The sequence below is a fragment of the Flavobacterium sp. RNTU_13 genome (assembly GCF_046614455.1).
GTDB lineage: Bacteria > Bacteroidota > Bacteroidia > Flavobacteriales > Flavobacteriaceae > Flavobacterium.
In genome coordinates, this window is record NZ_JBKJHB010000001.1 from 602,534 (window position 1) to 622,005 (window position 19,472).

A 19,472-nucleotide genomic window follows, 5' to 3' on the forward strand; every position below is an offset into this window, starting at 1 on the left:
CAAGAATGAAAATTTCTATCATACAAACTACGCTTGCGTGGGAAGATGCGGCTGCTAATCGCGCACACTTTACACAGCTTATTGACACCATACAGGAAACCGACCTTATTGTACTGCCCGAAATGTTTACCTCGGGTTTTACCATGAATGCCGCCGGAGCATCTGAAGCGCCAAACGGAACCAGTGTAGCGTGGATGCAGCAAATGGCCCAGGCTAAAAACTGTGCCGTAACGGGCAGCATTGCCATAAAAGAGGACGAAAAGTATTATAACCGCTTGTTTTTTGTATATCCTGATGGCAGTATGCAAACCTACAACAAGCGGCATTTGTTTTCTTACGGAGATGAGCACAACCACTATACCAAGGGCACTGAAAAGCTTATTATAGACTACAAAGGCTGGAAAATATGCCCGCTGATATGCTACGACCTGCGCTTCCCTGTGTTTTCCAGGAACGTAGAAGGGTATGATGTGTTGCTTTACGTAGCCAGCTGGCCGCAAGCGCGCATATACGCCTGGGATGCGCTGCTTAAAGCCCGCGCCATAGAAAACCTAAGCTACACCATAGGCGTTAACCGTGTGGGTACAGATGCCGCCGACTTTTTGTACACCGGGCATTCGCAGGTGCTGGATCCATTAGGTGGCTATATACTGGAACCTACAAAGGAAGATGGAGTGTTTAGCGTAACGATCGACAAAAGTGCATTAGAAGCCACCAGAACACGTTTTGCCTTTTTAAATGACAGGGACCATTTCGACATAAAACTATAAAGCACAAAAAAGCCACTGATTTTAGGTGAAAATCAGTGGCTTTTTTATTAGCATCCGTAAGGTTTATCAACCCCCGCCGTCTATAAATTCGCTAAAGTCCCAAATGGCCCTTACATCTATCTTTTTAATGTTTTCCGGATTTTTTTCGTCCATTTTGTAGATTACCTCCTCGGGTTGGAGCTTTTTCTGGTAATCTCCCGTATCCCACTCGCGGTTTTTATTGTCGTCGTAAATCAGGCGTATAATATACTCGCGAGGTTCAAGGAGCTTAAAGTCGATTTTGGTTTCCTTTTCGCTGTAGGCAGATACCAGCACCTCTCCTTTTTCATTGGTTAACTCTACAATAACCGGGAAACGCTTTATGTTTTTCAGTTCTAAATACAAGTTACCGTAATCCGTGTAAGGCTTTGTAGCCAGCTTATAGGTTAGGGTATCGTTCTTTTTCCCGTAAAAATCAGTTAACGCACCGGGTAGCAGGCGCATTTTATATTTTTCGTTTTCCGTTCGGTTAAAATCAAAAATGATCTCCTGCTCAAAATCGTTGTACGTATGCTTAAACGGCACCGCCACAGAGTCTTTGTTTACGAGCGAAATCTTAGCCAGGTCTATATTATCAATAGGCGTACTGGTTTTAAGCGTAAACCTTTCGGTATAGTGCAGCCCGCCTTTTTGTACCGCATCTACAGTTAGCGAGTCGGCCGCCTTAAGTTCTTTATATTTAAGCGTGTATAACTTTTGCCCGCCCGGCTGCTCTACGGCAAGCTTAAGCGAATCTTTAATACCCCTTGGCAGCCAAAGGTTTAGCGAGTCTTTGTTTTTTTCGGCAGTAATACGGCTGCGCACCTCTGCACCGGTTACGGCATTTTTTACAGACGCGGTTATTTTCCGTGCACCAGAACCTTCGTAAGGTATGTACCAGCGGTTAGACGACACAAGCTCAGGTTTTTGGGATGCAAACGGCAGCTTTTCCTTAAACAGCTCCAACCTGAAAAGCGTATCGTTTGGTACATTTAGCGGCGCGCCTAAATACGCCAGCTTGTCGCTTTTAGGGTTGTACACATAGTTTTTTGCCACATCTTTCATAGCAAAAAGGTGGTACTTGCCCGCCTTTATGTTTTGTATGGAAAACAGCTTAAGGCTATCCAGCGTATTAGTTACGTACAGGGGTTTTTCTTTGTAAATGGTGCTGTCGTTAAACTTTTCGTTGGCCTCATACAGCATAACGGTAACAAAGTTGTCGGTTTTAATATCGTGGGCATCTTTAATTTCGCCATTTACACGAAGCGAATCTATATACGGCCCGGTAGAAAACACAAACCTGAACTGCGTGTAGGGGTTACCCTCATTGTTGTCGGTTATACTTTGCCCGAAGTTAAAGTTGTAGGTCGTATTTTCGGGCAGCGTATCTTTTATCTTTATGCTGATAAACTTACTGGCGCTACCCATAGGTACAATATCGGGCTGGTACTTTAGCGGCGGCGAAATTATAAGCTGCTTGCTAATGTCTTTTACCTTTATGTACTCGTCAAAATCAATACGTATTTCCTTGCCTGTAAAGTTAGTAGACATATTTTTTGGCAGGCTGCCCACCATAACCGGAGGTATGGTATCTTTAGGGCCGCCGGTAATGCCACCTCTTTTTGCACAACCGGTAAGCACTACCGAAATGAGCAACATATAAAAGAAAATACTACGCTTAAGCATATTGGTTTTTTGAAATTGTAACGGCAAAATAACGATTATATTTACTGATGCGGAAATGTTTTGCCGAAATTTACAAAGAGGAGTTGTTTTGCCACGAATTACACGAATTTATTTTTCTGATTAAAATTCGAATATCCGATTTTGTAATTGCCTAAGATTTTGTTTGCTGATAGAATTCGTTTAATTAGTGTAATTGCTTCGCCTGTTCGCTTACGCTCGGGTAGTGGCTACATCTTTAGCTTTGCGCGTAAGCAATGGTAACAATGCTGAGGCGGGCACCGGGTATTTCAAGCAGTAGTTTGCCGCACGCCTCAAGGGTAGCACCGGTAGTAATAACATCATCTATCAGCAGGAAATGTTTACCCGTATGTACGTCAGCATTGCGGATGCCAAAGGCACTCCCCACCCCGGCGGCACGTTTTTCGCGGCCTTTTTTAGTCTGGGTTTTGGTGTAGGTTTCCCGCAGCAGTATGTCATCGGTATACGGTACTTGCATACCCGCAGACAATGCCAACCCAAACTCCGTTACCTGGTTGTACCCCCTTTCGCGTAGCCTGCGCGGGTGCAGCGGTACGGGAATAATATCTGTAACAGTGGCCAACTCAGGCACCTGCTTAAGCAGCGGGGCATACAGCCCGCCCATAACCCGCCCTACCGACTGTTGTTTGCGGTATTTAAGGTTGTGGATAAGTTCCTGCACCATACCATCTTTATGAAAATACACTAACGACGACGCGTGTTCCAGTGGCAGGCGGCCGTAGAATTTCTGCGCGGTTTCATTACCCGGATTGCGGTAATGTTGGGTAAAAGGCAAATCATGCCGGCAGCGGGTACAAATGGTGTCTTCGTACTCTAGCAGCAGGGCATCGCAGCCGTTACAGAGGGTGGGGTATAGTAGGTTGATTAGGGATTGAAGCATTTTTGGTTTTGGTTTTAATCGATATCTTCGAAAGGTATTTCACCCTGGCGCATCAGTTCGATAAAATGTTTTACTTCGAAGTAAATTGTGGATACGCAGCTATTTCTTCGTCTTTTTTAAGATCGGTTAATGTTGAGAATTTTCGCACTGCCTCCATTATTCTGTTTATTAGACAATTGTAAAACTATAAAAAGATCCCGGGAGCTATCTTATCCGAATTAATCTTTGAATGTAAGAAATAACAGTTGCTATAATTTTGCATACCCAATCTGGTTCTTCCCTAAACCAATTCCGATCCTTTACTTCACGACACAGTGGAGAATACAAATTAGTTTGTGTATCACTATCCCAAAAATTCATGTGGTATCCTCCTCTAAAATATATCTCTTCATCCTTCCCGATTGGTCGGTTTTTAAGAATCCCAAGTTCTGTAAGATTACAGCAATTATCAATAGTGCCAAGGAATGTCATATCTATCTTTGTAAGAACCTTGCCTTTTTCTCGTTCTTTAATGCAGAAATTTTTTAGCTTTTTTACAATCAAAAGAACTTCGTCATCAGTCATAATCTCCCAAAATTAAATTAATCTCGCCCATTTGTTGTGTAATATATTGATTTTAATTCTGTTAAAGACCCAAATTCCTTTACTTTATTCATTAAAATTCGATTCGGCTATATGTGTGTTTAGTTTCCATAAACCTACAAAAAATATCCTAACAAAAAAAGATGGCCGCTGTCGTACCTCCCTCACTATGGACATACCGCATAATCACGACCGAGTGAACCTACGGCCTTAAACTTCGTTGCGTTAAGCAAAATAGCGGTTGAAGCGTTAAGAACGATTTGCTGTTTGAGCGAAGCGAGTTCAAATCGTTTAGCTGAAACCGCTATTTTGTAGCATAAGAACTTACAGCCTTGACTTTTTGGTTCTTTTGTGTCAAGACAAAAGAACATCTTAAAAGATAGCCACGCTCCGTACCTCCGCTCGCCATGACAGCCGCGAAAAATCTCAGCCGCTAAGCAGCTCAGAAACTAAGCAACTCTAATTTATTTATGAAAAACTTTGGCTTGGGATTTGTATTTTTGCGTAGCAATATTGTATCTATGAACTACTTGAAAATTTTAGCGTTTGCATGCCTGTCCCTGTTGGTTTTTTCGTGCAAAGACGATGAACAGCAACGCCTTGCCGAAACCAAACGCGCCGAGCAGGTAAACGACTCCATACTAAAAGTAATAAGCCGTAACTGGCACTTTGATGTACCTCAGCCCACGGCCAAAGCCGCCCAGCAACTGGCCGGATGGAACGAGTGGGAACAGTTTAACAACGAGTTGCAGCAAAAGCCTACCAGTACCCTGGAGGCATTTAGGCGCAAAGCCAATGTACTGGTAACAAAAGCCGAAGTGCTCAAAAATAACATTCCTGCTTTTTTAAACAAACCTCAGGTGCGTGCACGCCTGGATGTGGTGATTACTAACATCCAGATGATTTACACGTACATGAACATAGAAACCATACCCGATAAAAAAATCATAAGCCTTATAGGGAGCATAACGCGCGAACTTACCGCTACCCAAAACCAGGTAGACGAAATTATACGCATTAGCGAAATCCCTAAGGAGGAGGGCGAACAGGAGATGCTGCGTGCCATGGACACTACCAGGCTGGCAAACCCTGATGCCATGAATACGCCACCACAGGCACAACCCTTAACCCCCACACCGCAAAGGCCACCGGGGCACGGGGCATTTATGAAACAAAGAAATACGCCTTGAAAAACGAAATCATAAGTAAGTACCGCGAGTCGGGAAAAATAAAGGAGATAGCCAAATCATTACAGCAACCGGGCAATAAAGTACTGATTAAGGGCTTGGTAGGCTCGTCGTTATCTTTTGTAACCGATCCGCTGTTTCGCGAAACCGAACTGCCGTTCCTGCTTATTTTAAAAGACAAGGAGGAGGCTGCCTATTACCTTAACGACCTGGAGGCACTTGTAGGACAGGATGATGTGCTTTTTTACCCCGGCTCATACCGCCGCCCGTACCAGATTGAGGAAACCGACAACGCCGCTGTACTGCTGCGCGCCGAGGTGCTTAACCGCATTAATTCGCGCAAGAAGCCTGCAATCATTGTATCGTACCCCGATGCGATATTTGAAAAGGTGGTTACACGCCAGCAACTCGACAAAAACACGCTTAAAATAACCGTAGGCGACCAGGTGAGCATCGACTTTATAAACGAGGTGCTGTTTGAGTACGAGTTTCGCCGCGTAGATTTTGTAGCCGAACCGGGCGAGTTTAGCGTTCGCGGTGGTATACTCGACGTGTTTTCGTTTAGTAACGATAACCCCTACCGTATAGAGTTTTTTGGAAACGAGGTAGAAAGCATCCGTACGTTTGACGTAGCCACGCAGCTTTCGGTAGAAAAAAAGAAAAAGATTACCGTTATCCCCAATGTGGAAAACAAGCTGGTAAATGAAAAACGCGAGAGTTTCCTTGAATATATAAGCTCAAACACCGTGCTGCTGCTTGAAAATACAGAAGCTTTGTTTTACAGGCTCGACAACCTCTTTGAGCGTGCTACCGACGCATTTAGCAAACTCAGCACCGATATAAAACACGCCACACCCGAGGAACTTTTTGTAAACCAGGAGGCCTTTATTAAAAAGGCACTCGATTTTACCATAGCCGAAATAGGCAGCAAAGCAGTGTTTAAGGCCAGGGAAACCTTTGAGTTCCGTACCAGGCCCCAGCCATCGTTTAATAAGCAGTTCGATATGCTGCTGAACGACCTTAGCATTAACCAGAACAACGGATACAAAAACTATATACTATGTAGTAATGAGGCTCAGGCGAAGCGTTTCCAGGATATTTTTGAAAGCCTGGAAAGCGCTAACCAAAAAGACATACTCAAACAGTACAAAACCATTGTTTTCCCCATATTTGAGGGATTTGTAGACGAAGAAAATAAAATAGCCTGCTATGCAGACCACCAAATCTTTGAGCGTTACCATAAATTCAGCATAAAGAACGGGTACAGCAAAAAACAGGCGATTACAATAAAAGACCTTACCTCGCTTAGCGTGGGGGATTATGTAACACATATAGACCACGGTATAGGCAAGTTTGGCGGGCTGCAAAAAATTGAGGTAGACGGCAAACTACAGGAAGCCATAAAGCTTGTGTATGCCGATAACGACATTGTGTATGTAAGCATACACTCGCTGCACAAAATATCTAAATACAACGGTAAAGACGGCATTACCCCAAAGGTGCACAAAATAGGCAGCAGCGCCTGGAAAACCCTGAAACAGAAAACCAAGGCACGCGTTAAGCACATTGCCTTTAACCTGATTCAGCTATACGCCAAGCGAAGGCTGGAAAAAGGGTTTCAGTTTGGCCCGGACAGCTACCTGCAGGCCGAGCTGGAATCGTCATTTATCTATGAAGACACACCAGACCAGATTACTGCAACCCGCGATGTAAAGGCCGATATGGAACGCGACCGCCCCATGGACCGCCTGGTATGTGGCGATGTAGGCTTTGGTAAAACAGAAGTCGCCGTACGTGCCGCATTTAAGGCTGTTGATAACGGTAAGCAGGTAGCCGTGCTGGTGCCTACTACCATACTGGCCTTTCAGCATTATAAAACCTTTAGCGAGCGTTTAAAAGAGCTTCCGGTTACGGTAAGCTACCTTAACCGTTTCCGTACGGCTAAGCAAAAATCTGAAACCCTTAAGGCACTTGCAGAGGGCAAAGTAGATATACTTATAGGCACCCATCAGTTGGTTAACAAAAACGTGCAGTTTAAAGACCTCGGCCTGCTGATTATAGACGAGGAACAAAAATTTGGCGTAAACGTAAAGGACAAGCTAAAAACCATAGCCGAAAACATAGATACCCTTACGCTTACGGCAACCCCTATACCGCGTACGCTGCAATTCTCGTTAATGGCGGCGCGCGACTTATCGGTAATTAGCACTCCACCACCCAACCGTTACCCTATAGAAACGCACGTGGTGGGCTTTAACGAAGAGGTAATCCGCGATGCAGTGGCGTACGAAATAGAACGCGGTGGGCAGGTGTACTTCATTAACAACCGTATAGAGAACATTAAGGAAGTTGCCGGGATGATTCAGCGCCTGGTGCCGCATGCTAAAGTGGGCATAGGCCACGGGCAGATGGACGGTAAAAAACTGGAGGAACTTATGCTGTCGTTTATGGCCGGTGATTTTGACGTGCTTGTGGCTACGAGCATCATAGAAAGCGGGCTCGACGTGCCGAATGCCAACACGATTTTTATTAACAACGCTAACCACTTTGGGTTAAGCGACCTGCACCAGATGCGGGGTCGTGTGGGCCGAAGCAACAAAAAAGCGTTCTGCTACTTCATCACTCCGCCGTACAGCGCCATGACTGAGGAAGCCCGTAAACGTATACAGGCTTTAGAACAGTTTAGCGACCTGGGCAGCGGGTTTAACATTGCCATGAAAGATCTTGAAATCCGTGGCGCGGGCGACATACTTGGTGCCGAGCAAAGCGGTTTTATTAACGAGATAGGTTTTGAAACCTACCAAAAGATAATGAACGAGGCGATTGAGGAACTGAAAGAAAACGAGTTTAAAGACCTGTACACCGAGGTGGAGGGTGAAACCGAAAAAGAATACGTTAAAGACCTGAACATAGACAGCGACTTTAGCATGATGTTCCCAGACGAATATGTAAACAACATTACCGAAAGGCTTAACCTGTACAACGAGCTGGGAACCCTGAAAAACGAAGAGGAACTAAAAGCCTTTGAGCAGCGCCTTATAGACCGTTTCGGGCCGTTGCCAAAACCTGCGCAGGCGCTTATTACGAGTATCCGCATTAAGTGGCTGGCTACGAAAATGGGTATTGAAAAACTGGTACTGAAGCAAGACAAAATGGTGGGCTACTTTGTAGGCGACCAAAACAGCGCGTTTTATCAAAGCGGTAATTTCCACCGGGTAATAAAATTTGTACAGCAGTTCCCTACCCTGGCCAAAATGAAGGAGAAACAAACCAAAAACGGCCTGCGCCTGCTGCTTACCTTCGAAAACGTACGCAGCCTTAAAAGGGCGCATGATTTGTTGGGGATGGTTTTTGAAGATGCTTAGTCGCTGAGAAGCTAAGCTACTGAGTTTTTCACGGTCTGTCATTACTTCGTCAGTTGTGGCAAGTCTTCTTGTACGAGGCACGAAGCAATCTTATGGTGATTTGAGATTGCCACACTCCGCTGCGTTCCCAATGACAAGGTGTGAAGAAAGGATTCAATATTACATAAGTACTGTTTTCTGTTAAGATATTTTTTGTAGGTTTGGGTAAATCAATATTCTAACCTCATACTATGACCATTGACCAGTTTATCAAAAGAGAATTGCCTGCTTTAAAATTAATGATAGAGAACGAGCTAAAAAGTGAGTTTGATTCACATGAGTTTATAAGACACTTTTCACGAAAATATGAACTTGATTACGTTGATTTTTTAAGTAATTACAAGGTCAAACCCTTTAGGACTGTCAACTCGAAAATAGCAACGAGTCTTTCCAAATACGCGGATGATTTAGGAGTAAAAAAGGGAAATGAAGTATTCAGCGAAAGTATTTTTGGACTAAATGTTCCAAATAAAAATTGGATTAAGACAAATTACTCTAATGAACTCTAATACATTTCATTTTTAAAATTTCAGACAACAATTATTACTCCGATGAAATCTTCACTTATACCTGAATACAATAGAGATCTATACAAAAATTGGGCAAATTCAAGATTTATAGAATCAACATATGGAAGTTCTTTATCTTATATTTCTTCAAAAATAAAGAAAACAGCTGCTAACGGACCGTTTATTGATGGAGACATTGCTGAGTTCATACTACAAATAATCGGTAATTATAATATTACAGACGAAGAATTAAACGAACATGTTAGGCTAGCAACTTTTTACATAAGAAAAGGTAACGATCAGGAAATTTTAAGAATCGTAAAAAGTAATATTAAGAAAAGTTGATTTAGATCTACCCTGCGAATGCCCTTACAAAAACAAATCCACCACTACATAAACTCCATACCTGAGCCAAAACGTACCGATATGAAACGCTGTACAATACCATACTGTAACGTGGGAAGGGGCAATAAGTAATTTTTGTAGTTTTATATAAACGAACAAAACCCACAACCATGGCACAACTAAACCCCTATATCCATTTTAACGGCAATGCAGAAGAAGCGTTTACGTTTTACAAAGCAGCTTTTGGCGGCGAGTTCGCGGCACTGATGCGGTTTAAGGATTTCCAAAATCCGGAGCATCCGTTCCCGGAACACGAAGCCAACAAAATCATGCACGTATCGTTACCCATTGGTGGCGGTAGCGTACTAATGGGCAGCGATGTCCCTGAGGTTTTGGGCACGGTAAACGAAAATGAAAACCGCAGTAAAATTTCTATAGCTTGTGCCAGCAAGGAAGAAGCCGATAAACTGTACAATGCACTATTGGAAGGCGGCACGGTAGAAATGCCTATAGCCGACAGCCCTTGGGGTTCGTATTTCGCCATGTTTAGGGATAAGTTTGGCATAGAGTGGATGGTGAGTTTTGATTATAAGTAATACTTCAGCTCCTCTCAACCCTGAAAGGGTTGCGTATATTAGCCTCGGGTAACGCCCGGGGTTTTAGATAACCACCGCATCATATCCCGGGATTTCATCCCGGGTTAGTATACGCGACCCCATCGGGGTCGGAGTAAATTACAACCAACCACATCAGCATGCCACAATCATTAGCTTACAATTACATACACCTTGTTTTTAGCACCAAGTATCGTGAACCTACCATTCCAGCAAGTGTAGAACCACACCTATATGTGCATATTGCTGCAATATGCTTACGGCTCGATAGTCATGCGCTTGCCATTGGCGGTATGCCCGACCATATTCACATATTATTGTCGCTTTCTAAAAAACATGCATTGGTAACTCTGGTACAGGAGATTAAAAAGGTGTCGTCGCTTTGGATGAAAGAACAGCCAGGAGTATCACCTGATTTTTACTGGCAAAATGGCTACGGTGCATTTTCAGTTAGTCCAAGACATGTAGAACGTGTAAAACGATACATTGACCGACAGAAGATCCACCACGCTGCAACTACCTTTCAGGATGAGTATATAGGTTTCTTAAAAGACTATAATGCCGACTGTAATGAACATTATCTTTGGGATTAACCGACCCTGAAAGGGCCTTGCATATTAGCCTCGGGTAACGCGCGGGGTTTTAGATAACCACCGCATCATATCCCGGGATTTCATCCCGGGTTAGCATCCGCGACCCCGTCGGGGTCGGAATTGAATCTCCGAAATAACTTGCCCCAAGGTTCTTTCAATCTTCAATCCCCAAATAAACAAATCAACAAATTACCGCATTAACAATCTTTTCCTATTTTTGCACCATGGCAAAACAAGACGATATATTTAAGAATGTAATCTCGCACGCTAAGGAGTATGGTTATATATTCCAGTCGAGTGAAATATACGACGGCCTAAGCGCCGTATACGACTACGGCCAAAACGGTGCCGAGCTGAAGAAAAACATCCGCGAGTACTGGTGGAAAAGCATGGTGCAAATGCACGAAAACATTGTGGGGATAGACGCCGCAATCTTCATGCACCCTACCACCTGGAAAGCATCGGGACACGTAGATGCCTTTAACGACCCGCTTATAGACAACAAAGACAGTAAAAAACGGTTCAGGGCCGACGTGCTTATAGAGGATTATGCCGAAAAGCTGAACCAAAAAGCCCAGAAGGAAATAGATAAAGCCCGTGCTAAATACGGCGATGCCTTTAACGAAGAAGAGTTTAAGGCTACCAATGCACGCACTAAAGAATACCTGGAACGCAAGGATGCCATACTGCAACGCATGGCGCGCAGCCTTGAAACCGAAAATCTTGCCGACGTAAAAGCCCTTATTGAGGAGCTGGAAATAGCCGACCCCGATACAGGTTCTAAAAACTGGACCGACGTACGCCAATTTAACCTGATGTTTGGCACCAAGCTGGGTGCTGAGGCAGCTAACGCTATGGATTTGTACCTGCGTCCGGAAACGGCTCAGGGTATTTTTGTTAACTTCCTTAACGTGCAGAAAACCGGCCGCATGAAGGTGCCGTTTGGTATTGCACAAACCGGTAAGGCGTTCCGTAATGAAATTGTAGCCCGTCAGTTCATTTTCCGTATGAGGGAGTTTGAACAGATGGAAATGCAGTTCTTCGTTCGTCCGGGTGAGGAAATGAAATACTACGAGTTCTGGAAAGAAACCCGCCTTAAGTGGCACCTGTCGCTAGGGCTTGGTAAAGAAAACTACCGTTTCCACGACCACGAAAAGCTGGCGCACTATGCTAACGCCGCTGCCGATATTGAATTTAACTTCCCGTTTGGCTTTAAGGAGCTGGAGGGTATCCATAGCCGTACCGATTTCGACCTTAAAGCGCACGAACAATATAGCGGTAAAAAACTACAGTATTTTGACCCTGAACTAAACGAAAACTATGTGCCTTACGTAGTGGAAACTTCGGTAGGACTAGACCGTATGTTCCTTGCCGTGTTTGCCACATCGCTTAAGGAGGAAACCCTTGAAGATGGTTCTACACGTACCGTGCTGAGCCTTCCGGCTGTACTGGCCCCTACTAAGGCGGCTGTACTTCCGTTGGTTAAAAAAGACGGCCTGCCGGATGTAGCCCGCGAAATCATTGAAGACCTTAAGTGGGACTTCAACGTGGCGTATGACGAAAAGGATGCCGTAGGCCGCCGTTACCGCCGCCAGGATGCGCTGGGTACACCGTTCTGTATTACGGTAGACCACCAGACGCTGGAAGACCAAACCGTAACCATACGCCACCGCGATACCATGGCTCAGGACAGGGTAAAAATCGCTGACCTGCGCGGTATTATAAACGACGAGGTTTCGGTAAGGAACTGGTTGCTTAAAATGAAATAAGATTTTTGTTTTAGATATATGAAACGCCTCACTTTGTGGGGCGTTTTTTTGTACATTGTAATCTAACATTCTTGAATGATGAATATATTTTTTTCATGGCAATCGGATTTGCCTTATAAGGAAAACAAAAACTTTATTGAGGATTGTATTAAAACCGCCATAAAGGAATTAAATCACGAAAATAAACACCTAGTCGATTTCTTATTGGATAAAGATACGAGCGGAGAGCCTGGAAATCCTGAAATAATTAGTGTGATTTTAGAAAAAATTGATAGATGTAGAGTTTTTATATGTGATCTCACTGTCATTAATTCCAAATATGAAGGGCGGAAATTACCTAATCCAAATGTCATTTTTGAATTAGGCTATGCTATTAAATCTTTAGGCTGGGAAAAAGTAATTTGTGTAGTTAATGAGGAATTTGGCAAAAGTGAGGAGCTGCCTTTTGACATGAAACATCGCCGAATGCTTTCATACAATCTATCAAAAAGAAGTAAATCCGGTGAAAAGAGAAAAATAGTTGATGCTATAAAATTTAACATCCAAATATTAAAAGACAGGGGCTTGCTTTTTGACGAACTTGAAGATTATACAAAACAAGATGTCGACACAGAGTTTTTAACAATTATAAATCACATTAGAAAAATAGTTTTTCAAAACATAAATAAGAACATACTTTTAGACACGGATAAAATGCTAAATTTAAACAAAAATGAACTGATTTTATGTCTTGAAAATCGTGAAATATTAGGCTTCCATCTTTTTAAAAATTTCACTATTAACTCTAACTCCATAAAGAGGTTAATTGATGTTGTAATTGCTAATTCAAACTATAGAAGAGACAAGATCGTTGTATTAGTGAAGTTCAAAGAATGGCTTGACGGATATAATAAGATAACTGGGGATAGATATTTTGAAAAGCCATTTCTTGAACTCAAGAGTTCAAATGAATTTAAGATTATGAGATCTAATCTTTCGGCTTTGCCAAACCGATTAATATTAGGAAAAATCGTTTCAGAAGAAAAGATTGCAGTTTATGATTTTGGAGATATCGTTAATAGCGAAAGGATTAAAAAAGCTTGCACTTATTTTATAATTAATCAAACTTTTATAGAGCATTATGTTAATCTCATTTTTAATTTCATTTTTAATTTCATTGAGATTGCAAATATGTGGCTTGACAGGACTGGCGGAGAATTTATACTTGACTCTTTTAATCAATTTGAAATTAAATAATTTCACCTAGCTCAAGGATTTACTCATGCTAAACAATTAAACCAACACGCTCCGCACCCCCACTCGCAGCGACAAAACCGGCAAATACTACTTTCTTCACGCACCGTCATTACTTCGTCAGTTCGGCCAAGGCCTCGTGTGCGAGGAGGCACGACGAAGCAATCTTATTAAAAGGTTAGCCCGCTGGTATGAGCATAGCGCTTATGCGTCTTAAATATTTAGATTGCCACACTCCGCTGCGCTGCGTTCGCAATGACAGGCGCGGGTACAGTGCAAGAAATAGGGATGCTTTATTCACGTCCCTTTCTTCAATGAAATGTTTTTGCGAGGAGGAACGACGAAGCAATCTGAAAATAAAACCGAAACACACACATATCAACCTTTATCTTTTTCTACCACTCCATTACCCCAATTGGTAATAGCATTCAGTAACGGAATCAGTGTTTCGCCCATAGTAGTAAGCCTGTAGGTTACCATAAGCGGAGGCTTGGTACCCGTTACAGTACGGTGTATAATCCCATCGTTTTCAAGTTGTTTTAGCTGCAGGCTCATAGTCATTTCGGTTACAGCCGGGATTTCCCTACGCAGTTCGCTATAGCGTCTTGGCCCTTGCATAAGATGGTAAAGTAGCACTGCTTTCCATTTACCACCAACCAAACTCATAGTAAGGCTTACCGTACAAGGATATGTTTTACCCTTATATAAGATTTCGTTACGGCTGCATTCAGTTTTTATATCCATCTATCCTTTTTGATAGTTATTGCAAGACAAAAGTACTACATTTATTTTTGTACTATAATTTTTATAGTACTTAATTATCAAACAAATGCAAAATTCCATACATTGGCCCGAAGGCTATTTACCGGGCACCACAGACAATTTTTGTTCCAATGAAGTTATTATCTCCGGACTAACTACTGAAGAGGTGTGGCCAAACATTGCCAATCCTTTTGCCTGGCCATTATATTACGCTAATTCTTCGGACATCGAATTTATAAATCCGAACGACAAAACACTTTACGAGGGCGTACGTTTTAGGTTCAAAACCTTTGGTTTTCCAATAGAGGCACAGATTACAGAATTTATACCTCCAAAAAACGGGCAACCCGCAAGGATTGCATGGCACGGCTGGGCAGAGGGCGATGAGGAAACAAGGCTCGATGTAATCCATGCATGGCTTATAGAAGACCTTGAGGTTGGTCGTGTAAGAATACTAACACAAGAAACGCAAAAAGGAAAACCCGCCATAACACTGGCGCAGCAAAAACCTAACCCCATGATAAACGGGCATCAGGATTGGCTTGAGGGATTGGTAAATTATTCTAAATCTTGTTTAAAAAAATAATACTTTTAGTAAACTCTATAAGTTTATGACTTTGCCTTCATAAACTTATAGAGTGCTTTTTAAATTCCCAAGCGTTTCGGTCTGTACAGTATTGAAAAACACATGAAGCAACCTAAAATAAACTCGAAACACCTATCTTTATAAAAACCTCAAAACTATGGAACAAAACCAGTTTATAGCAAACCGCCTACGCGAAGTGTTCCTTAACGGCACGTGGATAGCAAATACCAATTACAAAAAAGAACTGGAGGCTACCACATATAAGCAGGCCATACAAAAGGTAGGTAACCTTAATACTATAGCGGTACTTACTTACCATATTAATTACTATCTCTCAGGGTTGCTAAGGGTATTAAATGGCGGCCCTCTTGATATAAGTGATAAATATAGTTTTGATGCCCCTGTACTACAAACTGATGCCGAGTGGAAAGCTCTGGTAGCAAAACTTCTGGAAAATGCCGAAGCCTTTTCTCAGGCTGTGGCGCAGCTGCCTGATGCCACTTTAAACACTCCCTTTGTTACTGAAAAATATGGTACTTATAATAGAAACCTGGAAGGTGTTATAGAACACAGCTATTACCATTTAGGGCAAATAGTTCTTATTAAAAAACTGGTAGGCGACTCAGCCTTGTAAATACGGCAGCGTTACTGGAACATAAATAATTAAAGCAGTGATTGCATAACCCACGCCTATACAATCTTTTCCAGGTGTATATAATTTTACCAAAAATACACAAACCTCCACCACTAAAACGTTTTCTTTTTTGATATCTTTACGTCCCAAACTACTTTTATGAGCAAAACGTATAAGATAGCGGTAAGCAACGGCAGCAGCTTTGACATTACCCAAGATCAGGTGAAAACCTTTGACGCCATAAGTACCACGCAAAACCAATACCATGTACTTAAGGACAACACCCCCTACCGTGCAGCCATTACTGCACAGGACTTCCTGAAGAAAACCTATACTGTGGCTATTAACAACAACACCTACGAGGTGCACATAGCCGATGCCCTGGACCAACTCATAAAAAACATGGGCTTTGAGGTAGGCACCGCCAAGCAGGTAAACGAAATCAAGGCACCAATACCGGGCCTGATTTTAGAAATCAGCGTAACCCCCGGCCAAACCGTAGAGGAAAACGACACCTTATTAATACTGGAAGCCATGAAAATGGAAAACACCTTCCACTCGCCGCGCGCGGGCGTTATTAAAAGCATAGCCGTTACCCAGGGCCAGGCCGTAGATAAAGGACAACTGTTAATAGAATTTGAGTAATTGTTTTTTGACACGAATACCACGAATTAACACCAAACTTAATTTATGAAATACGTGTCATACGAAAAACAAGCCCGATAGTATATAAATGAGTTGACACTAAAATTTGAGTAAACGCTTTCGCCGCAATTTCCACTACTGATAACCACAAACCTAATTTGTGAACATTAGTAAAATTAGTGGCCAAAGAAAAAATATCAGTATGAAAAAAATACTTGTAGCCAATCGTGGGGAAATTGCCATAAGGGTAATGAAAACCGCAAAAAAAATGGGCATAAAAACAGTAGCCGTTTACAGTGCCGCAGACCGTAATGCCCCCCATGTAAAATTTGCCGACGAGGCCATATATATAGGAGAAGCACCCAGCAGCCAGAGTTACCTGGTTATGGATAAAATAATAGGCGCCGCACAAACTACCGGTGCCGACGCCATTCACCCCGGTTACGGCTTTTTAAGTGAAAACGCCAACTTTGCCGAAGCGGTTACCGCAGCGGGCATTACCTTTATAGGTCCGCGCCCTGATGCCATACGCGTTATGGGCAGTAAGCTGGGCGCTAAGGATGCCGTTAAGGCATACAACATACCTATGGTGCCGGGCGTAGACAAAGCCATTACCGATGTAGCCGAAGCCAAAGCCATAAGTAAGGAAATAGGTTTCCCGATACTTATTAAGGCCAGTGCCGGCGGTGGCGGTAAGGGCATGCGTATTGTTCAGAACGAAGAAGAATTTGAATCGCAAATGGATCGTGCCATAAGCGAGGCGGTTTCGGCCTTTGGCGATGGTAGCGTGTTTATAGAAAAATACGTGGGTTCGCCCCGCCATATAGAGGTTCAGGTTATGGCAGACAGCCATGGCAACACCCTGCACCTTTTTGAACGTGAATGTAGTGTACAGCGCCGCCACCAAAAGGTGGTAGAGGAAGCACCATCATCTGTACTTACACCAGAGATTCGAGAGGCTATGGGTCAGGCTGCCGTTAAGGTGGCACAGGCGTGTAATTATCTTGGCGCAGGTACGGTTGAGTTTTTATTGGATGAAAACCTGAATTTCTATTTCCTTGAAATGAACACCCGCCTTCAGGTAGAGCACCCGGTAACCGAACTTATTACAGGGCTTGATTTGGTAGAGCTGCAAATACGTGTGGCACGCGGCGAGGAACTCCCTATAAAACAAGCCGACCTAAAAATACTGGGCCATGCTATGGAACTGCGCGTATACGCCGAAGATCCGCTGACCGACTTTTCGCCAAACGTGGGTAAACTGGAAGTGTACCAGATCCCTGTGGGCGACGGTATACGTGTAGACAACGGCTTTGAACAAGGCATGGATGTACCTATATATTATGACCCCATGCTGAGTAAGCTTATTACCTACGGTAAAAACCGCGACGAAGCCATACAGCGCATGATAGAAGCCATAGACCAGTATAAGGTAGAAGGTGTAGCCACTACCCTTCCGTTTGGTACGTTTGTTATGGAGCACGAGGCATTTCGTTCGGGTAACTTTGATACGCATTTTGTAAAGAAATATTACGATGCCGAATCGTTAAAGGCAAAGCTGGATACCGAAGCCGAGATTGCCGCGTACATAGCACTGAAGCACTACCTTGAAGACCAAAAAGTATTACGACTACCCATTAGCTAATATCCGATATGGAAAATAAGATACAGTTATTAAACGATAAAATAGCCCAGGCAAAACTGGGTGGTGGCGAAAAACGTGTAGCTAACCAGCACGCCAAGAAAAAACTTACCGCACGCGAACGCGTGGAGTACCTGCTCGACGAAGGCTCGTTTGAAGAAATAGGCATGCTGGTTACCCACCGCAGCACTGATTTCGGGCTGGAAAAAGAAACCTATTACGGCGACGGTGTAGTTACCGGGTACGGCACTATAAACGGCAGGGCGGTGTATGTGTTTGCACAAGACTTTACCGTGTTTGGCGGTGCGCTTTCTGAAACCCATGCCGAAAAAATATGCAAGGTCATGGATATGGCACTGCGTACCGGCACACCCATGATAGGACTTAACGACAGCGGTGGCGCCCGTATACAGGAAGGCGTTCGTTCGCTGGGCGGTTATGCCGACATATTTTTTAAGAATGTACAAAGCAGCGGTGTGATTCCGCAAATAAGCGCCATTATGGGTCCGTGTGCGGGGGGTGCGGTATATTCGCCTGCCATGACTGATTTTACCATGATGGTAGAAAACACCAGTTACATGTTTGTTACCGGGCCAAACGTGGTAAAAACCGTAACAAACGAAACCGTAACCAGCGAAGAACTGGGCGGCGCCAGTACCCACAGTACCAAGAGCGGTGTGGCACACGTAACATCGGCTAACGATGTGCAGTGCCTGGAAGATATAAAAACCCTGCTGAGCTACCTGCCGCAAAACAATACAGAAAAAGCTCCGGCTCTACCTTTTACCCCCGACGATGAAATTCGCGATGTATTAAGCGACATTATCCCGGATAATGCCAATAAGCCGTATGATATGCATAAGGTGATTCAGGGTATTATAGATGAGAATTCGTTTTTTGAGATACATAAGGCGTATGCCGAAAATATTATTGTAGGCTTTGCCCGCCTGGGCGGCCGCAGTATAGGCATAGTAGCAAACCAGCCCGCGTACCTAGCCGGGGTGCTTGATGTAAACAGCAGTATTAAATCAGCGCGGTTTGTGCGTTTTTGCGATTGCTTTAATATTCCGCTTTTAGTACTGGTAGATGTACCGGGTTTCCTGCCGGGTACTAACCAGGAATGGAACGGTATTATAACCCACGGCGCCAAGTTGCTTTATGCGCTTAGCGAGGCTACCGTGCCACGTGTTACGGTAATTACCCGTAAGGCATACGGCGGCGCGTACGACGTTATGAACAGTAAGCATATAGGGGCCGATTTTAACTACGCATGGCCAAGTGCCGAGATTGCCGTAATGGGTGCTAAGGGAGCCAGCGAAATTATTTTTAAGAAAGAGATTAGCGAAGCCGAAGACCCTGCTGCAAAACTGTTGGAAAAAGAGGCTGAGTATGCGGATAAATTTGCCAACCCGTACACGGCTGCACAACGCGGGTTTATAGATGAAGTTATAGAACCAAAACACACAAGGCGAAAACTACTTAAAGCATTCAGCATACTGGAACATAAACAAGTAGACACACCTAAAAGAAAACACGGAAATATTCCGCTTTAACCCAAACTTTAGTTTTCTGAA

18 protein-coding genes are annotated in these 19,472 nt (G+C 43.5%); 14 read left to right on the forward strand and 4 right to left on the reverse strand.

All coding sequences use genetic code 11. The features are described 5' to 3' along the window. Positions 1-5: 5 nt before the first annotated feature. Positions 6-770 carry an amidohydrolase gene (locus tag ACLI08_RS02740; RefSeq protein ID WP_411426922.1) on the forward strand — a complete coding sequence of 255 codons (765 nt, stop codon included), beginning with the start codon at positions 6-8 and terminating at the stop codon, positions 768-770. A gap of 66 nt (positions 771-836) precedes the next feature. Here ACLI08_RS02740 and ACLI08_RS02745 read toward each other — a convergent pair whose 3' ends face one another. The 3 genes from ACLI08_RS02745 to ACLI08_RS02755 form a co-directional block, all read right to left on the reverse strand. Further along, complete coding sequence (locus tag ACLI08_RS02745; protein WP_411426923.1) at positions 837-2,474, reverse strand: Ig-like domain-containing protein; 1,638 nt, start codon at positions 2,472-2,474, stop codon at positions 837-839. A gap of 235 nt (positions 2,475-2,709) precedes the next feature. After that, entirely contained in the window at positions 2,710-3,393 is a 684-nt protein-coding gene (locus tag ACLI08_RS02750; protein ID WP_411426924.1) for a ComF family protein, read from the reverse strand. Between the two features lie 204 nt (positions 3,394-3,597). After that, entirely contained in the window at positions 3,598-3,957 is a 360-nt protein-coding gene (locus ACLI08_RS02755) for a hypothetical protein (RefSeq protein ID WP_411426925.1), read from the reverse strand. 539 nt (positions 3,958-4,496) lie between these two features. Between ACLI08_RS02755 and ACLI08_RS02760 the strand changes: the two genes are divergently transcribed. From ACLI08_RS02760 to ACLI08_RS02795, 8 genes are all read left to right on the forward strand, one after another. Continuing rightward, positions 4,497-5,165 carry a hypothetical protein gene (locus tag ACLI08_RS02760; RefSeq protein ID WP_411426926.1) on the forward strand — a complete coding sequence of 223 codons (669 nt, stop codon included), beginning with the start codon at positions 4,497-4,499 and terminating at the stop codon, positions 5,163-5,165. A 38-nt stretch (positions 5,166-5,203) separates the two neighbouring features. Further along, positions 5,204-8,527: a transcription-repair coupling factor gene (mfd, locus tag ACLI08_RS02765; RefSeq protein ID WP_411427371.1), complete on the forward strand. Its 3,324-nt coding sequence runs from the start codon at positions 5,204-5,206 to the stop codon at positions 8,525-8,527. Between the two features lie 230 nt (positions 8,528-8,757). Continuing rightward, the gene (locus ACLI08_RS02770; RefSeq protein WP_411426927.1) at positions 8,758-9,075 is read left to right on the forward strand and encodes a hypothetical protein; all 318 of its coding nucleotides are present in this window, start codon (positions 8,758-8,760) and stop codon (positions 9,073-9,075) included. 42 nt (positions 9,076-9,117) lie between these two features. Then, the gene (locus ACLI08_RS02775) at positions 9,118-9,420 is read left to right on the forward strand and encodes a hypothetical protein (RefSeq protein WP_411426928.1); all 303 of its coding nucleotides are present in this window, start codon (positions 9,118-9,120) and stop codon (positions 9,418-9,420) included. A gap of 170 nt (positions 9,421-9,590) precedes the next feature. Further along, entirely contained in the window at positions 9,591-10,016 is a 426-nt protein-coding gene (locus ACLI08_RS02780) for a VOC family protein (protein WP_411426929.1), read from the forward strand. Between the two features lie 158 nt (positions 10,017-10,174). Continuing rightward, positions 10,175-10,627, forward strand: coding sequence for an IS200/IS605 family transposase (gene tnpA / locus ACLI08_RS02785; RefSeq protein WP_411426930.1), 453 nt, complete (start codon positions 10,175-10,177; stop codon positions 10,625-10,627). 224 nt (positions 10,628-10,851) lie between these two features. Continuing rightward, positions 10,852-12,396, forward strand: a complete 1,545-nt coding sequence (locus ACLI08_RS02790) for a glycine--tRNA ligase (RefSeq protein WP_411426931.1) — start codon at positions 10,852-10,854, stop codon at positions 12,394-12,396. A 75-nt stretch (positions 12,397-12,471) separates the two neighbouring features. Continuing rightward, positions 12,472-13,632 (forward strand): hypothetical protein, encoded by a 1,161-nt coding sequence (locus ACLI08_RS02795; protein ID WP_411426932.1) that lies wholly within the window; start codon positions 12,472-12,474, stop codon positions 13,630-13,632. Positions 13,633-14,007: 375 nt separating this feature from the next. Here ACLI08_RS02795 and ACLI08_RS02800 read toward each other — a convergent pair whose 3' ends face one another. Continuing rightward, entirely contained in the window at positions 14,008-14,373 is a 366-nt protein-coding gene (locus ACLI08_RS02800) for a winged helix-turn-helix transcriptional regulator (protein WP_411426933.1), read from the reverse strand. A gap of 85 nt (positions 14,374-14,458) precedes the next feature. On the opposite strand from ACLI08_RS02800, the gene ACLI08_RS02805 reads away from it, so the two are divergent. From ACLI08_RS02805 to ACLI08_RS02825, 5 genes are all read left to right on the forward strand, one after another. After that, on the forward strand, positions 14,459-14,977 hold the full coding sequence (locus ACLI08_RS02805) for an SRPBCC domain-containing protein (protein ID WP_411426934.1): 519 nt from the start codon (positions 14,459-14,461) through the stop codon (positions 14,975-14,977). Between the two features lie 157 nt (positions 14,978-15,134). Beyond that, positions 15,135-15,611: a DinB family protein gene (locus tag ACLI08_RS02810; RefSeq protein WP_411426935.1), complete on the forward strand. Its 477-nt coding sequence runs from the start codon at positions 15,135-15,137 to the stop codon at positions 15,609-15,611. A gap of 159 nt (positions 15,612-15,770) precedes the next feature. Then, positions 15,771-16,256 (forward strand): acetyl-CoA carboxylase biotin carboxyl carrier protein subunit, encoded by a 486-nt coding sequence (locus ACLI08_RS02815; protein WP_411426936.1) that lies wholly within the window; start codon positions 15,771-15,773, stop codon positions 16,254-16,256. 202 nt (positions 16,257-16,458) lie between these two features. After that, the gene (accC, locus tag ACLI08_RS02820; protein ID WP_411426937.1) at positions 16,459-17,901 is read left to right on the forward strand and encodes an acetyl-CoA carboxylase biotin carboxylase subunit; all 1,443 of its coding nucleotides are present in this window, start codon (positions 16,459-16,461) and stop codon (positions 17,899-17,901) included. Positions 17,902-17,909: 8 nt separating this feature from the next. Then, complete coding sequence (locus tag ACLI08_RS02825) at positions 17,910-19,451, forward strand: acyl-CoA carboxylase subunit beta (RefSeq protein ID WP_411426938.1); 1,542 nt, start codon at positions 17,910-17,912, stop codon at positions 19,449-19,451. Positions 19,452-19,472 lie beyond the last annotated feature (21 nt).

Bases quoted from the DNA above. Each gene is read 5' to 3' on its own strand.
- ACLI08_RS02740 (WP_411426922.1), top strand. From the start codon at position 6: ATGAAAATTTCTATCATACAAACTACGCTTGCGTGGGAAGATGCGGCT.
- ACLI08_RS02745 (WP_411426923.1), bottom strand. From the start codon at position 2,474: ATGCTTAAGCGTAGTATTTTCTTTTATATGTTGCTCATTTCGGTAGTG.
- ACLI08_RS02750 (WP_411426924.1), bottom strand. From the start codon at position 3,393: ATGCTTCAATCCCTAATCAACCTACTATACCCCACCCTCTGTAACGGC.
- ACLI08_RS02755 (WP_411426925.1), bottom strand. From the start codon at position 3,957: ATGACTGATGACGAAGTTCTTTTGATTGTAAAAAAGCTAAAAAATTTC.
- ACLI08_RS02760 (WP_411426926.1), top strand. From the start codon at position 4,497: ATGAACTACTTGAAAATTTTAGCGTTTGCATGCCTGTCCCTGTTGGTT.
- ACLI08_RS02770 (WP_411426927.1), top strand. From the start codon at position 8,758: ATGACCATTGACCAGTTTATCAAAAGAGAATTGCCTGCTTTAAAATTA.
- ACLI08_RS02775 (WP_411426928.1), top strand. From the start codon at position 9,118: ATGAAATCTTCACTTATACCTGAATACAATAGAGATCTATACAAAAAT.
- ACLI08_RS02780 (WP_411426929.1), top strand. From the start codon at position 9,591: ATGGCACAACTAAACCCCTATATCCATTTTAACGGCAATGCAGAAGAA.
- tnpA (WP_411426930.1), top strand. From the start codon at position 10,175: ATGCCACAATCATTAGCTTACAATTACATACACCTTGTTTTTAGCACC.
- ACLI08_RS02790 (WP_411426931.1), top strand. From the start codon at position 10,852: ATGGCAAAACAAGACGATATATTTAAGAATGTAATCTCGCACGCTAAG.
- ACLI08_RS02795 (WP_411426932.1), top strand. From the start codon at position 12,472: ATGATGAATATATTTTTTTCATGGCAATCGGATTTGCCTTATAAGGAA.
- ACLI08_RS02800 (WP_411426933.1), bottom strand. From the start codon at position 14,373: ATGGATATAAAAACTGAATGCAGCCGTAACGAAATCTTATATAAGGGT.
- ACLI08_RS02805 (WP_411426934.1), top strand. From the start codon at position 14,459: ATGCAAAATTCCATACATTGGCCCGAAGGCTATTTACCGGGCACCACA.
- ACLI08_RS02810 (WP_411426935.1), top strand. From the start codon at position 15,135: ATGGAACAAAACCAGTTTATAGCAAACCGCCTACGCGAAGTGTTCCTT.
- ACLI08_RS02815 (WP_411426936.1), top strand. From the start codon at position 15,771: ATGAGCAAAACGTATAAGATAGCGGTAAGCAACGGCAGCAGCTTTGAC.
- accC (WP_411426937.1), top strand. From the start codon at position 16,459: ATGAAAAAAATACTTGTAGCCAATCGTGGGGAAATTGCCATAAGGGTA.
- ACLI08_RS02825 (WP_411426938.1), top strand. From the start codon at position 17,910: ATGGAAAATAAGATACAGTTATTAAACGATAAAATAGCCCAGGCAAAA.